The organism is Sphingobacterium sp. UBA5670 (genome assembly GCF_002420705.1).
GTDB lineage: Bacteria > Bacteroidota > Bacteroidia > Sphingobacteriales > Sphingobacteriaceae > Sphingobacterium.
Genome location: NZ_DIIM01000005.1, coordinates 50922 through 65794 on the forward strand (window position 1 = coordinate 50922; position 14873 = coordinate 65794).

Here is a 14873-nt window from a genome sequence, read left to right on the forward strand (position 1 = left end):
ATAAGAACAAACAATGGCAGAATTAAATCAGGATAGTGGTAAAAAAGGCAAAGGCGGGAAAGTAAGATCCAAGAAAAATGGTGGTAAGGTCGATCTTACAGCCATGGTGGATTTGGCCTTCTTGTTGATTACCTTCTTCATGTTGACCACGTCCTTAAATAAACCGCAGGCAATGGATGTGGCTATGCCAGACAAAAATAAAATTAAAGAAGAACAAAAAGATGAGTTGCTTACGGCAGATAATCGTTCCTTGACAATTTTATTGGGTTCTGACAATAAAGTCTCTTGGGTATATGGTCAAGTAGCTAATCCGATCGAAGGTCCTACTGTTGCTGGTTATGGCGCAGATGGGATTCGTAAGGTCTTGATGGAAAAAAAGGCTTATGTACCTCGCGTTTCAGGCGGTAAAGACATGATTGTAATCATACGTCCTAGTGAAAAATGTACACAACGTAATCTGGTCGATATTCTTGATGAGATGAAAATTGTAGACGTGAAACGCTATATGATCGGAAAGATTACACCAGAGGAAGTCGAAGTGTTAAAACGTGACAATATCTATAATGATTAGTTATTAGATTGACACAAAAAACTAAAATAAAATGATAGGGTCAAAATTAGATATTTTTAAGAAAGAATGGCTTGACGTCGTTTTTCAAGGCCGCAATAAGGAGTATGGAGCTTACGAGCTTCGTAAGCTTGCGCCTAAAGCGACTAATAGAGGGCTACTTGTCGTTATCGGCTTTGTAGTGCTTGCAAGTCTTCTTCGTCTTTTCGGAGATAAAATTTTTCCGAAAAAGCCTGTTGAAGCACCTCCAGCGGTAACTGAGGTTACTTTGGAAGACCTTGAAGAAATCAAACCACCAGAACCACCAGAAGAGGAGCCTCTTCCGCAAGAACCGGAAGAAAAACCTCAACAAGTGGCCATGGATGTACCAAAAGAGGATTTGGTTCGTTTTCCGGAACCTAAAGTAGCGCCTGCAAACAAGGTTGTGGAAGAAGTTGCTTCTCAGGAAGAGTTGAAAGATCCAAATAAAACTCCAGCGCGTATTACCCTGAAAGGTAGTCCGACAGGTACTTCTGTTGCACGTGGAGAATTTGGTTCGAAGAAACAAGATGGTGCGATCACTGGAGCCAAAAAAGGAGATCCAAATGGTAATGGAGATGAAATTCTTCCATTTAATGCCATCGAGGTTCAGCCAACTCCGATTGGTGGTATGCCTGCTTTTATGTCTTGGATTGCTTCAAACTATGAGTATCCAGCTGCCGCAACAGAAAACGGTGTAAATGGTGTTGTTGAAGTTTCCTTCGTTGTAGAAAAAGATGGTAGCTTAACAGACATCAATATCAAACGTGATTTGAAATATGGTACCGGTGATGCAGCTGTAAGGTTGCTTAAGAAAGCGAAGAAATGGAAACCAGGTATTCAAAACGGTCGTCCAGTTCGTGTAGCCTACACTTTACCAATTCGATTGAACCTTCAAAATTAGAATGACAAATTTTAATTCGAATAATAGTTCAAATTATAGACAGAAATCGCCTCTGAAGCGGTTTCTGTCTATTTTAGGACTTTTTATGTTTGGCTTTTATTTTGTTTTGGGCCTATTGATTATTTTTTGGGATAATTTTCCCATTGAAATTAATCCAACTTACAAAACAATTTTTGGTGTCGTATTGATTCTGTATTCTTTTATGCGGTTTGTACGGCTTTGGCAAAATAATTTCAATTAATCGCCTCTTCCTTTAACTACGTTCAAACTCTCTCTTCAAAAGTTAAACTATTCTTTATTTAAATTGTCTTATTTTATGATGTATCGTATGAGAAAATATAAAATGGTTCTTGTGATGCTGGGTATCTGCATGGGAGTATTTGTTTCCTGCAAAAATAAAACGAAGAGCGCAAAAGAAGGCGAAGACATTCTGACGGGTAAACTTCCGGTTATTGTGGATCAAACTTTATTGCCCATTATCCAGGAGTCTGCCGATGTTTTTGAAAGTTCTTATCCAAATTCGAGTTTGGAACTGATAGCGAGACCCGAGATTAGAGCCGTAAACGCATTGCTTTCTGATTCGGCTTATGTGGTTGTTTTGACTAGAAAGTTGACAAGCGAGGAAGATGGCTACTTTAAAAAACGGGGTATTCAGCCGAAGATATTTCAAATGGCTTCGGATGCTGTTGTGTTAATCAATAATCGTAACAGTGCAGATACTATAATGCCACAAAAAGACGTTAAGTCTTTGTTGGAAGGTAACTTAGCCGGACAGCGTTTGATTTTTGACAATGCAAATTCAAGCACACTACGCTATTTGAGAGACTATTTCAAATTGAACAAAATTGATCCGAAGGCTGTTTCCGCAATGAAGGACAGTGAAGATGTTATGAAATATGTCAGTGAGAATGAGAATACTGTGGGAGTTATCGGTTACAATTGGTATTTAAAGGCTATCGAAAAAAATTCGAATTTATTGGAGAAAATTCGTACATTGAGCATCGAAAGTGCTGGTAAGGAGGGTGAAAAGGCAAGTTTTTACAGACCATCCCAATCGACTATCGCTGACGGCTTATATCCTTTTGTAAGACCCGTCTACATTATGAACTATCAGCCGAATATGGGCTTAGGTTTGGGCTTTAGTGCGTTTTTGACTGGAGATCGTGGGCAACGTATTGTATTAAAGGCTGGATTGGTTCCTGCTACAATGCCCGGACGTGAAATCATTATTAGAGATGAAAGTTATATTAAATAGATAATAAATAGTACAAAAATAGATTATGACAAACAGTAAATTATTATTTAGTCTTTTATTGGCCGGATCTGTGGGTACAGTAAGTGCTCAAAGTTTGAAAGATGCTAGAGCAGCCATCGAGGCTGAAAATTATGGTAAAGCGAAAACTATCCTTCAACAGTTAGTGACTAAGCAACCTAAGAATGGAGATAATTATTTCTATTTGGGTCAAATTTATTTGGTAAACGACAGAGCGGATTCTGCCGCTACGATTTTCAACCAAGGTTTGGCTGCTGATCCAAAAGCTACCATCAATAACGTAGGTTTGGGTTATGTTGACTTAATGAAAAAGGATAAAGCAAGTGCTGAATCTAAATTCGCTTTGGCAACAGCAAAATTAGGTAAAAAAGATTACGAGCCATTATTGGAAATCGGTCGTGCATATATTAATGCACCTGAGCCTGATTATGCAAAAGCATTGGAATACCTGACTCAGGCGAAAGAGAAAAATAAAAAAGATGTAGCTATTCCTATCGCGTTAGGTGATGCTTATCGTGGCTTAAAAGAGGGGTCATTGGCATATACCAGCTATGGTGATGCGACGGATATCGATCCAAATTCTGTACAAGCAAAAGTTGGACAGGCAGTGATTGTACGTGGTGCACAAGCGTTTGATGAAGCTATCACACAATTAGAAGCTATTGCTACAGAGACGCCAACGTATGCACCTACTTACCGTGAGTTGGCCGAAACATACAACCAATGGTCAAGACTTCCAGGTACTTCTGATGAGAAATATGTGGAATTGAATAAAAAAGGCGTTGAGCAATATAAAAAATATCTTGAGGTAGCAGGTGATAATTCCTTGGAGGCAAAAATCCGTTACGCCGATTTCTTGGTATATGCGCGTCAATATGATGATTTGAAAGTGGTTTCTGAAGAATTAGCTCAAAACCCTTCTGTAGATCCAAAAATCTATCGTTATTTGGGTTATATCGCATTTCAAAAAGCAAAGGATTATCCAAAAGCGCTTGAATACTTGAATCAAATGTTCAGCAAAATGGAGAAGGACCGTGTAATTCCATTGGATTATATGTACCTAGGAATGTCTGAAATTGCGGCAAATAGTCCAAAACCAGCAGCGACAGGTGCAGACAGCACAGCTACTGCAGCTCCTGTATTGACAGCTGAAAATACAGCGAATATTCAAAAGGGTATTGCGGATATTAAGAAAGCGATAGATTTGGACAAAGAATTGTTAGGAGAAACAGCTGAGTTGGCATTTGCGAAGTACCAAGAGCAAGAATTACAGACAGCAGCCTCTTTATTTGAATTGGTAGCTTCTTACACAGACAACAAAACATATTTGTTTGATGCAAACTACTATGCTGGAGAAGCCTATTATCAAATCGGTGCTAAAGAAGATGCTGCTAGTAAGAATGAAGAACAGGTCGTAGTTAACCAAGAACTAAGAGATAAAGCAATTGCTGATTTGCAAAAAGCACAAACTTTCTTATCTGTTATTGAAACAACAGATAATAAAGAAGCGCAGGATAAATATTTAATCAATGCACTTTATTACAAAGCTTTTGCTGCTTTAACCGCAGACAATTTGGAACAACCGAAAGGTGATTTCGTTGCATCCTTCCAAAAATTGATCGAAACAATCAATCAACGTGGCGCACAAGAGAAGAATAAAAACTATTTGATCGATGCAAATACATATATCGGTCTTTACTATTACGTGAAGCAAGATCTTCCTAAAGCAAAGGAAAGCTTCCAAAAAGTATTAGCTATAGATCCGGCAAATGAAGCTGTTAAAGGTTACTTAGAAGGCTTGAAATAAGCTTAAGTAAAATCATTCTAAATTAGGCGTAGATAGTAATATCTACGCCTTTTTTGTTTTGTTTTTAACCTTGGAATCTCTATATTTAAAGATAGTTACCAATATAAATTTTAATTGAGATGGAGCAAGCCAATAGTATGCCGATAGACTACTTGCCTATATTAATACAGCTTTTAGTTGCTGTGGGATTTGGGGTAGGTACCATAATTATTACACATCTTATCGGACCAAAAGTCCGTACAGAAAACAAGCTTGGAGCTTTTGAATCAGGGATTGAAGTTGTCGGAAATGCCAGGCAGCCATTTTCAATAAAATATTTCTTGGTCGCTATCCTATTTGTCATATTTGATGTTGAGGTCATATTCATGTATCCATGGGCTGTCAACTTTCGGGAAATGGGGCTGCAAGGCTTGATCGAGATGTTTATTTTCATGGGACTGCTCCTGTTGGGCTTTATCTATGTTATTAAGAAGAAAGCATTGAATTGGGACTAAACCGTTCCACTAGTAGTTGATCCTTTGGATCAAGGATACTTAAACCTTTATAAATCGACTTTTCATGAGTGATATAAAATTGGCAGAGGCTCCTCCGGGAGTAGAAGGCGCAGGCTTTTTTGCGACGAGTTTGGATAAAGCCATCGGGTTGGCCCGTGCCAATTCATTATGGCCTCTACCTTTCGCGACATCTTGTTGTGGTATTGAATTTATGGCAACAATGGGGTCTACTTACGATTTGGCAAGATTCGGTGCCGAACGTCCTAGTTTTTCACCGCGTCAGGCAGATATGTTATTGGTGATGGGGACCATCGCCAAGAAAATGGCACCAGTGCTTAGGCAGGTGTATGTGCAAATGGCCGAGCCGCGTTGGGTTATCGCGGTTGGGGCTTGTGCTTCCAGTGGCGGAATCTTTGATACCTATTCCGTTTTACAGGGAATCGACGAAATCATACCGGTAGATGTTTATGTGCCGGGTTGTCCTCCTCGTCCAGAAGCAATTTTAGATGGTGTATTGCGCTTGCAGGATATCGTGAAGAATGAATCGTTAAACCGAAGGAATACACCTGAATACAAGGCGTTGCTTGAAAAGTACGGTATACAAACAAATAAATAGATGATGGAAAACAGTTTTTTATTGGATAAGCTCCAAGGAAATTTTCCGGTGAAGATCAACGAAATTCAGGATGCGCATAATTTGTTGACCATTGTTGTGGATGCAGAAGACGTCGTCGATGTGCTTCGTTTCTTGAAATCGAATAACGAATTGCAGTTTATTCATTTGACGGATATCACGGCGGTACATTATCCCCATTTAGAAAAAGAGTTTGCTGTAGTTTATCATATCCACAGTCTCGTTCATAATATCCGGATTCGGGTGAAGGTCTTTCTGCATGGTCCAAATCCTGAAATTCCAACTGCAACGGTTGTTTGGAAAGGCGCGAACTGGATGGAGCGTGAGACCTTTGATTTTTTTGGTGTTAATTTTATTGGGCATCCCGATTTGAGACGGATTTTGAACGTGGATGATATGGAAGTGTTTCCCATGCGCAAGGAGTATCCTTTGGAAGATCCGAATCGCGTAGATAAGAAAGATTTGTATTTCGGCCGTTAATTTATACGATATGAGCGAATTTATAAGCAAGATAACATCTAATCAACCTGTTTTCGAGGATAATGATCCACAGGACGAGCTGATGACCCTGAATATTGGCCCGACGCATCCCGCTACACATGGTGTATTTCAAAATGTTGTTCAAATCGATGGCGAACGTATTGTGAGCGGTGTGTCTACAATCGGTTATATTCACCGTGCATTCGAGAAGATCGCTGAACATCGGCCTTTTTACCAGATCACGCCTTTGACGGATCGTTTGAATTACTGTTCAGCTCCAATCAATAATATGGGCTGGCATATGACCGTTGAAAAGCTGCTCAAGATTGAGATTCCCAAACGCGTACAATATATGCGCGTAATTGTTATGGAGCTTGCCCGAATAGCAGATCATATTATTTGTAATGGAATTTTGGGTGTGGATACGGGAGCCTTTTCGGGGTTTTTGTATGTCATGCAGGAGCGTGAATTTATTTATGAGATCTTTGAAGAAATCTGCGGGGCTCGTTTAACAACTAATATTGGTCGTATTGGTGGGTTCGAGCGAGATTTCAATGCAATAGCCTTTGAAAAAATACGAGAATTCCTTAAACGTTATCCGCCAGTATTGCGAGAGTTCGAAGATATGTTTGTTCGGAACCGCATTTTTATTGAGCGAACTTCCGGTGTTGCCGCTGTCACAGCGGAAGAAGCATTGGATTATAGCTGGACTGGTCCTATCTTGCGAGCTGCGGGTGTAGATTATGATGTGCGCGTTCAGAACCCTTATTGTTCTTACGAAGAATTTGATTTCGATGTGCCAGTTGGTACAACGGGTGATGTCTACGATCGCTTTATGGTTCGGAATGCTGAAATGTGGCAATCGCTTCGGATTATTGAACAGGCCTTGGATAAAATTGAGAAAGAACCCAAAGGAGTTTTCCATGCGGAGGTGCCTGATTTCTATTTGCCTCCAAAAGAACAGGTGTACACGAATATGGAGGCTTTAATCTATCATTTTAAAATCGTTATGGGTGAGGTGGATACACCAAAGGCCGAAGTGTATCATGCGGTAGAAGGAGCAAATGGTGAACTTGGTTTTTATCTGATTCACGATGGCGGGCGTTCGCCTTATCGTCTTCATTTTAGAAGGCCTTCGTTTGTCAATTATCAGATGTTTGCGCCAATGAGTGCGGGAATGTTGATTTCTGATGCCATTATAAATATGAGTAGTCTTAACGTTATAGCCGGAGAATTAGATGCTTAGTGTAAAACAACATAATGAAAATGTAACGTTCTCTCCAGAGTTGCTGACGAAGTTTGGAGAAGTGGTAAGCCGCTATCCCGAAGGGAAGCAGAAATCTGGGTTATTGCCCATTTTACATTTGGTTCAAGCGGAATATGGCTGGGTAAGTGCGGATGCGATGGACAAAGTTGCTGTTTACCTGAATATATTACCGATTGAAGTGTACGAAGTTGCGACATTTTATACGATGTTCCTACTTCAGCCGAAAGGAAAATATGTGTTAGAGATTTGTCGTACAGGTCCTTGTTGTCTGGTTGGCGCAGAACGTATTATGGGACATTTGCAACAAAAACTGAGCGTGAAAGAGGGCGAAGTCACAGCAGATGGACTTTTTTCGTGGCGCGGTGTGGAATGTTTGGCGGCCTGCGGTTTTGGGCCTGTTTTACAGATTGGGCCTGAATATACCTTTTATGAAAATCTGACAGAGGAAAAAGTCGACGAATTGATTGATAATTTAAAAGCTAAAACAGAATAAATATGGCACGTAAACTTTTGTTGACTCATATCGATGTTCCAGGCATCAATACCTTTGAGGTCTATCGGCAAAAAGGTGGTTATGTTGCTGTTGAGAAAGTTTTGAAGACAATGTCTCCAGAGGATGTCGTCGAAGAAGTTAAAAAATCTGGATTGCGTGGCCGTGGAGGAGCGGGTTTTCCAACTGGGATGAAATGGTCCTTTCTGGCCAAACCGGAAGGTGTGCCTCGTTATTTGGTTTGTAATGCTGACGAGTCTGAACCAGGTACATTTAAAGACCGTTATTTGATGACGCATATTCCCCATGCACTTATTGAGGGGATGATTGTTTCCAGTTTTGCTTTGGGGGCACATACTTCCTATATCTATGTGCGGGGAGAGATGATGCCACAGATCAGAATTCTAGAGCGTGCTATTGCTGAAGCGAAGGAGAAGGGCTTTTTAGGAAAAAATATCTTAGGATCGGGGTATGATCTGGAGATCTACGTTCAACCGGGAGGGGGAGCTTATATCTGCGGAGAGGAAACGGCCTTATTGGAATCCTTAGAGGGAAAACGTGGCAATCCTCGTATTAAGCCTCCATTTCCGGCTATAGCGGGTTTATATAACTGTCCTACGGTGGTTAATAATGTGGAGTCTATTGCGACGACTGTTCCTATTATTAATTTGGGTGGAGAAGAGTATGCCAAGATCGGGGTGGAACGTAGTACCGGAACAAAATTGATTTCCGCTAGTGGAAATATTGTAAAACCGGGGGTGTATGAAATCGAACTCGGTCTACCTGTCGAAGAGTTTATCTACTCGGACGAATATTGTGGTGGTATAGCCAATGGCAAGCGTATGAAAGCCGTCGTAGCTGGTGGCTCTTCGGTACCTATTCTGCCTGCTAATCTGATTTTGAAAACAGCGGCAGGAAATAGTCGTTTGATGACCTATGAGTCATTAGCTGATGGAGGCTTCCAGACCGGTACGATGCTTGGATCTGGCGGTTTCATTGTTTTTGATGAAGACCAGTGTGTGGTTCGCAATACATGGAATTTTGCCCGGTTCTACCATCATGAAAGCTGTGGACAATGTTCACCTTGTCGTGAAGGAACGGGCTGGATGGAAAAGGTACTGCATAAGATCGAGAGTGGTCACGGCTCCATGTCGGACATCGATTTGCTGTGGGATGTTCAGCGAAAAATTGAAGGAAATACAATCTGCCCATTGGGAGATGCGGCAGCATGGCCCGTTGCGGCAGCAATCAGACATTTTAGGGATGAATTTGAATGGCATATTCTTCATCCGGAAGAATCACAGGCGAGGAATTTCGGATTAGCGCATTATGCGGATCCTTTAGAACCAATAGTATCATAATAATAGCTGTAACGATAAATAAATCATATCATGGCAGAAGCGGAAGATGTAAAGTTTAAGGTCTCCATCGACGGTATACCTGTAGAGGTTGCTCCTGGGACAACCATATTAAATGCAGCGCGGCAAATTGGTGGGGATATAGTCCCTCCTGCAATGTGCTACTATTCCAAATTGGAGGGAAGTGGGGGTAAATGTCGTACCTGCTTGGTAAAAGTATCCAAGGGATCTGAAAAGGATCCAAGGCCTATGCCTAAATTGGTTGCTTCCTGCCGCACGACGGTGATGGACGGTATGGAAGTACAAAACATTACTTCCCCAGAAGTAGTGGAAGCGAGAAAAGGAGTTGTTGAGATCTTATTGATCAACCATCCATTGGATTGCCCAATCTGCGATCAGGCGGGTGAATGTAAATTGCAAGATCTTGGTTATGAGCACGGCAGTGCCAATACGCGCTACGAATTTGATCGTCGTACTTTCGAACGTATTGACCTGGGAGATAAAATCCAATTGCATATGAACCGTTGTATCTTATGTTACCGTTGTGTGTATGTCGCCAATCAGTTGACCGATCAACGTGTACATGGTATCTTAGGTCGTGGCGATCACGCAGAGATCTCTACCTATATCGAAAATGTAATTGATAATGATTTCTCCGGCAATGTGATCGATGTATGTCCTGTGGGTGCCTTGACGGATAAAACTTTCCGTTTTAAAAATCGGGTTTGGTTTACAAAACCTGTGGATGCGCATCGTGATTGTCCGACATGTTTAGGGAAGGTAACCTTATGGTATAAGGGGGAAGAGGTCATTCGGGTGACTGCTCGGAAAGATGAGTTTGGTGAAGTAGAAGAGTTTATCTGTAATACCTGTCGCTTTGACCAGAAAAAAACAAGCGACTGGATTTTAGAGGAACCGACAGAAATCGATCCGCATTCTGTTATTTCTGCTAATCATTATGAATTGTTTAATCCGCCAAAAGTCATTAAGGAAAATCCTATCCTTCAGGAACAAAATCGCGAGCAGTTGGCTAGAACAGAAAAATTGAAATAATCACAAACATGGAGTGGTCTTTTGTCATAGAAAAATTAATATTGGTGTCTATTGTTTTCGTTATCACTTTGGTGATCGCGATGTATTCGACACTTGCGGAACGTAAAATTGCAGGTTTTATGCAAGATCGATATGGTCCTGACCGGGCTGGTATCTTCGGGATCTTACAACCCTTATGCGACGGAGGGAAGTTCTTTTTTAAGGAGGAAATTATTCCTGCAGGTGCACATAAAGTGCTGTTTATTTTGGGGCCTACAATAGCGATTATAACGGCATGTATTAGTTCCGCTGTTATTCCCTGGGGGCAGGAATTGCAGATTGGAGACCGTACGATTTCTTTGCAGGTTGCGCAAGGCATCAATGTCGGCGTATTGTATATGTTTGGTGTGATCGCATTGGGTGTATATGGTATTATGCTGGGGGGCTGGGCTTCCAATAACAAATTCTCACTTATGGGCGCAATTCGTGCGGCATCACAGAGCATAAGCTATGAGATTGCCATGGGACTATCATTGATCGCTTTACTGATGGTCACGCGTACATTGACGCTAGAGGAAATTGTCGCACAGCAGTCTGGCTTTGTCAACTGGAATATCTGGGCGCAACCACTGGGGTTCATCATTTTTATGGTCTGTGCTTTTGCAGAATGTAATCGGGTACCTTTTGATTTACCGGAGTGTGAAACGGAACTAGTGGGAGGTTACCATACGGAGTATTCTTCGATGAAATTGGGGCTTTATATGTTTTCCGAATACATCAATATGTTCGTTTCCTCGGCACTGATGGCATCACTTTATTTTGGCGGCTATAATTTCCCCTTTATGAATGATCTGGGATGGTCAGCCAATATGATCACTATTGTTGGTGTAATAGTATTCTTTGTGAAGATATTGTTGTTTATCTTTTTCTTTATGTGGGTACGCTGGACTTTACCACGTTTCAGATATGACCAATTGATGAATTTGGGTTGGAAGATGTTGATCCCATTAGCGATAGCAAATATTGTACTCACGGGAATATTCACGTTGATTAAAGATACCTATTTCTCCTAGGGAATATTCTTCCTGAGAGGCAAATATACAATGGACACCGATTGGATATTCCATAGAGCCATTGAAACTGCCAGATGGCAGCATGATGCCTTAAGAAAATAAAAGGCTCATGAATAAACAAAACGAGCATAGTGAGCTCATGAAATAATTTATTTACAGATGAACGAGTTTTATGCAACTGACCAATCGTAAAAAGGTAATCGAACAAAAGCCGATGACATTCTCGGAAAGAATTTATTTCCCTGCCATTATCAAAGGTTTACGTATTACATTAAGGCATTTTTTTAAGAAAATCCCGACTATTAAATATCCTGAGGAAATAAGGCCGTATTCGAAAAACTTCAGGGGGCAGCATTCGCTTAAGCGTGATGAAGAGGGGCGTGAGCGCTGTACAGCTTGTGGGCTATGTGCTTTGTCTTGTCCTGCGGAGGCGATCACCATGACTGCTGCCGAACGGAAAAAAGGGGAAGAACATCTTTATCGTGAGGAAAAATATGCGTCGGTATATGAAATCAATATGTTGCGTTGTATTTTCTGTGGCCTTTGCGAAGAGGCCTGTCCGAAGGAAGCCATCTATTTGGATGGTCCGCATGTAACGGCAGACTACCTCCGTAAGGACTTTATCTATGGAAAAGATAAATTGGTCGAACCAACTTTTGATATTACCAAATTAAAGAGCTAAACCAGGAAATTATGACAGTATTTTATTTTGTAGCCTTCTTGTCTATTTTCTTTGCGCTGATGACCATTTTTACAAAAAATCCTGTGCATAGTGTATTGTATCTAGTCATCACATTTTTTACGTTTACGGTGCATTATATACTCTTAAATGCGCAGTTTTTAGCTGTGGTAAATTTCATCGTCTATATGGGAGCAATCATGGTCTTATTTTTATTCGTGCTGATGTTGCTCAACCTGAATAAGGATACTGAACCTATGAAATCCAATTTGGTCAAGTTTATGGGCGTTATCGCTGGCTGTTGCTTACTGGTTACTTTGTTCGGCGTCTATCGTGTCTTTGATATTTCGAATCCACTGACCGTCGTTAATCCGGAAATCGGACTGGTTAAGAACCTAGGTAAAGTGTTGTTTAACGAATTTTTGCTTCCTTTTGAACTATCATCACTTTTGTTGTTGACGGCCATGATCGGAGCGATATTATTAGCTAAGAAAGAACCTAAACAAATCTAATGGAAACAGTTGTTCAACAGTTGCAAGGGGTACCCATAAATCATTATTTGATTTTTTGTGCGATTATTTTTGCTATTGGTGTTATTGGTGTTCTTATTCGCCGTAACGTCATCATTATCATGATGTCTATTGAATTGATGCTTAACGCAGTCAATCTTCTTTTGGCTGCATTTTCCGTGCAGAATGGCGATTCGTCAGGACAGGTGTTTGTCTTCTTTATTATGGCATTGGCGGCAGCGGAGGTTGCTGTAGGGCTTGCGATTATTATTATGGTATATCGGAATACGAAGTCTGTGGATATCGATTCCTTGAATAAACTTCGTTGGTAGAACTTAAGAAATAAATACGATGAGTGAATTAGTTTGGTTGATTCCCCTTTTGCCCTTAATCGGGTTTATAGTGAATGGATTGGGTAGAAATACGTTGTCCAAAGGTATGGTCGGCACCATAGGCAGTGCTGTAGTGCTTATTTCTTTTGTGTGCAGTTGCATTCTTTTCTCTGAAGTATATCAAGCGAGGCAGGCTGGACAGGCTGGCATTATTGAACAACATGTGTTTGATTGGATTACTGTAGGTAATCTGAAGATAGGACTTTCCTTTTTTGTAGATCCATTGAGCGCAATTATGCTTTTGATTGTTACAGGCATTGGTTTCCTGATTCATGTTTATTCAGTCGGTTACATGCACCATGATACAGGCTTTGGTAAGTTTTTCGCTTATCTGAATCTGTTTATCTTCTTTATGTTGCTATTGGTATTGGGTTCCAATTACTTAGTGATGTTTATTGGCTGGGAAGGCGTGGGACTTTGTTCCTATTTATTGATCGGGTTCTGGTATACGAATAATTCTTACGCAAATGCGGCAAAAAAGGCATTTGTAATGAATAGAATAGGGGACCTAGGGTTTTTACTTGCTATATTTTTGATACTCGGAACTTTCGGATCATTGGAATTTTCGACTGTATTTCCTGCGGCCAAAAACTTTGCTGTTGGTGATATTACCGTGGTTAGCATCACCATCTTATTGTTTATTGCAGCAACAGGTAAATCGGCACAGATACCTTTATTTACCTGGCTGCCGGATGCGATGGCTGGTCCAACACCGGTATCGGCACTGATCCACGCGGCAACCATGGTTACTGCCGGTATTTATATGATTGCGCGTACCAATGTCTTATTTATACTTTCGCCGTTTACCTTGCAGCTTATTTCTATCATTGCAATTTGTACAGCCTTGTTAGCTGCTGCGATAGCCTTGACACAGAACGATATTAAAAAAGTTTTGGCTTATTCTACTGTTTCGCAATTAGGTTATATGTTTCTCGGACTTGGAGTGGGCGCATTTACCGGAGCCTTTTTTCACGTATTGACTCATGCTTTTTTCAAAGCTTTGTTGTTCCTTGGAGCCGGATCTGTGATACACGGCATGAGCGAAGAACAGGATATGCGTAACATGGGAGGTTTGAAGAAGGCGATGCCAGTTACGTACCTAACTATGTTGATGGGAACCATCGCGATCGCTGGAATTCCACCATTTTCTGGCTTCTTCTCCAAAGACGAAATATTGGCGGGTGCATTTATTGCTAGCCCAATATTATGGGGTTTGGGTTTTATTGGTGCTTTAATGACTGCATTTTATATGTTTAGAATGCTATTTATGACATTTTCCGGTACATTTCGGGGGACAGAGCAACAAAAGCATCACTTGCATGAATCTCCAAAAAGTATGACGGTGCCATTGGTTGTATTAGCAATACTTTCTGTCCTTGGTGGGGCCATCAATTTACCGGCCGTTTTGGGAGGCAATCATTGGCTTGAGAATTTCTTATCGCCGGTTTTTTCGGAAGGAAAAGCTCTAATGCCTGAGACGCATCATTTGGAGCATAGCACGGAGTATCTATTAATGGCAGTTTCTGTGGTTGGTGTATTGATTATGGTCGCCCTGGCTTTCAATAAATACGTCAAACGTGGACACATACCAAAAACGAATGATAGCGCGAGGGGATTTTTAAGCAATCTTTCCTACAATAAATTTTATGTAGATGAGCTTTATGATAACATTATTGTACGTCCAATTAATTGGTTGTCGACGTTCTTTGGAAATGTCGTGGATCAGAAGGGGATTGACGGTGTCGTGAATGGTGCAGGGAAGGCAACATTTGATACAGGAAAGGTATTGCGCTTGCTCCAGAATGGTAATGTTGGTTTTTATTTATTGATGATGGTAATTGGGGTGATTGCCATTTTCATCTATGGATTGTTGAGTCTTTAATTTTGGTATAATC

Annotated in this window: 16 protein-coding genes; all 16 read left to right on the forward strand. The window is 40.9% G+C overall.

What is annotated here, in order from left to right; translation table 11 throughout:
* Positions 1–13 precede the first annotated feature (13 nt).
* The 16 genes from B3C94_RS05735 (at position 14) to nuoL (ending at position 14860) form a co-directional block, all read left to right on the forward strand.
* Positions 14–571, forward strand: coding sequence for an ExbD/TolR family protein (locus B3C94_RS05735; RefSeq protein WP_209578292.1), 558 nt, complete (start codon positions 14–16; stop codon positions 569–571).
* A 31-nt stretch (positions 572–602) separates the two neighbouring features.
* Positions 603–1490, forward strand: a complete 888-nt coding sequence (locus B3C94_RS05740; protein ID WP_293900364.1) for an energy transducer TonB — start codon at positions 603–605, stop codon at positions 1488–1490.
* A 328-nt stretch (positions 1491–1818) separates the two neighbouring features.
* Positions 1819–2745, forward strand: coding sequence for a PstS family phosphate ABC transporter substrate-binding protein (locus B3C94_RS05745; protein WP_293900367.1), 927 nt, complete (start codon positions 1819–1821; stop codon positions 2743–2745).
* A 25-nt stretch (positions 2746–2770) separates the two neighbouring features.
* Complete coding sequence (locus B3C94_RS05750) at positions 2771–4570, forward strand: tetratricopeptide repeat protein (protein ID WP_293900370.1); 1800 nt, start codon at positions 2771–2773, stop codon at positions 4568–4570.
* A 119-nt stretch (positions 4571–4689) separates the two neighbouring features.
* Complete coding sequence (locus tag B3C94_RS05755) at positions 4690–5064, forward strand: NADH-quinone oxidoreductase subunit A (protein ID WP_293900373.1); 375 nt, start codon at positions 4690–4692, stop codon at positions 5062–5064.
* 64 nt (positions 5065–5128) lie between these two features.
* Positions 5129–5680, forward strand: coding sequence for an NADH-quinone oxidoreductase subunit B (locus B3C94_RS05760; RefSeq protein WP_293900376.1), 552 nt, complete (start codon positions 5129–5131; stop codon positions 5678–5680).
* On the forward strand, positions 5681–6178 hold the full coding sequence (locus B3C94_RS05765) for an NADH-quinone oxidoreductase subunit C (protein WP_293900379.1): 498 nt from the start codon (positions 5681–5683) through the stop codon (positions 6176–6178).
* Positions 6179–6188: 10 nt separating this feature from the next.
* On the forward strand, positions 6189–7424 hold the full coding sequence (locus B3C94_RS05770) for an NADH-quinone oxidoreductase subunit D (RefSeq protein ID WP_293900382.1): 1236 nt from the start codon (positions 6189–6191) through the stop codon (positions 7422–7424).
* On the forward strand, positions 7417–7938 hold the full coding sequence (nuoE, locus tag B3C94_RS05775) for a complex I 24 kDa subunit family protein (RefSeq protein WP_293900385.1): 522 nt from the start codon (positions 7417–7419) through the stop codon (positions 7936–7938). Before B3C94_RS05770 ends, nuoE begins: the two co-directional genes overlap by 8 nt.
* Before the next feature lie 2 nt (positions 7939–7940).
* The gene (nuoF, locus tag B3C94_RS05780) at positions 7941–9296 is read left to right on the forward strand and encodes an NADH-quinone oxidoreductase subunit NuoF (RefSeq protein ID WP_293900388.1); all 1356 of its coding nucleotides are present in this window, start codon (positions 7941–7943) and stop codon (positions 9294–9296) included.
* 30 nt (positions 9297–9326) lie between these two features.
* The gene (locus B3C94_RS05785; RefSeq protein WP_293900391.1) at positions 9327–10346 is read left to right on the forward strand and encodes a 2Fe-2S iron-sulfur cluster-binding protein; all 1020 of its coding nucleotides are present in this window, start codon (positions 9327–9329) and stop codon (positions 10344–10346) included.
* 8 nt (positions 10347–10354) lie between these two features.
* A complete protein-coding gene (gene nuoH / locus B3C94_RS05790; protein WP_293900394.1) occupies positions 10355–11398 on the forward strand; it encodes an NADH-quinone oxidoreductase subunit NuoH in 1044 nt (347 codons plus the stop codon).
* Between the two features lie 172 nt (positions 11399–11570).
* Positions 11571–12080, forward strand: coding sequence for a NuoI/complex I 23 kDa subunit family protein (locus B3C94_RS05795; RefSeq protein WP_046673082.1), 510 nt, complete (start codon positions 11571–11573; stop codon positions 12078–12080).
* A gap of 11 nt (positions 12081–12091) precedes the next feature.
* On the forward strand, positions 12092–12589 hold the full coding sequence (locus B3C94_RS05800) for an NADH-quinone oxidoreductase subunit J (protein ID WP_293900399.1): 498 nt from the start codon (positions 12092–12094) through the stop codon (positions 12587–12589).
* Entirely contained in the window at positions 12589–12918 is a 330-nt protein-coding gene (gene nuoK, locus B3C94_RS05805) for an NADH-quinone oxidoreductase subunit NuoK (RefSeq protein WP_293900402.1), read from the forward strand. Before B3C94_RS05800 ends, nuoK begins: the two co-directional genes overlap by 1 nt.
* 19 nt (positions 12919–12937) lie before the next feature.
* Positions 12938–14860, forward strand: coding sequence for an NADH-quinone oxidoreductase subunit L (nuoL, locus tag B3C94_RS05810; protein ID WP_293900405.1), 1923 nt, complete (start codon positions 12938–12940; stop codon positions 14858–14860).
* The last annotated feature ends 13 nt before the right edge of the window (positions 14861–14873 follow it).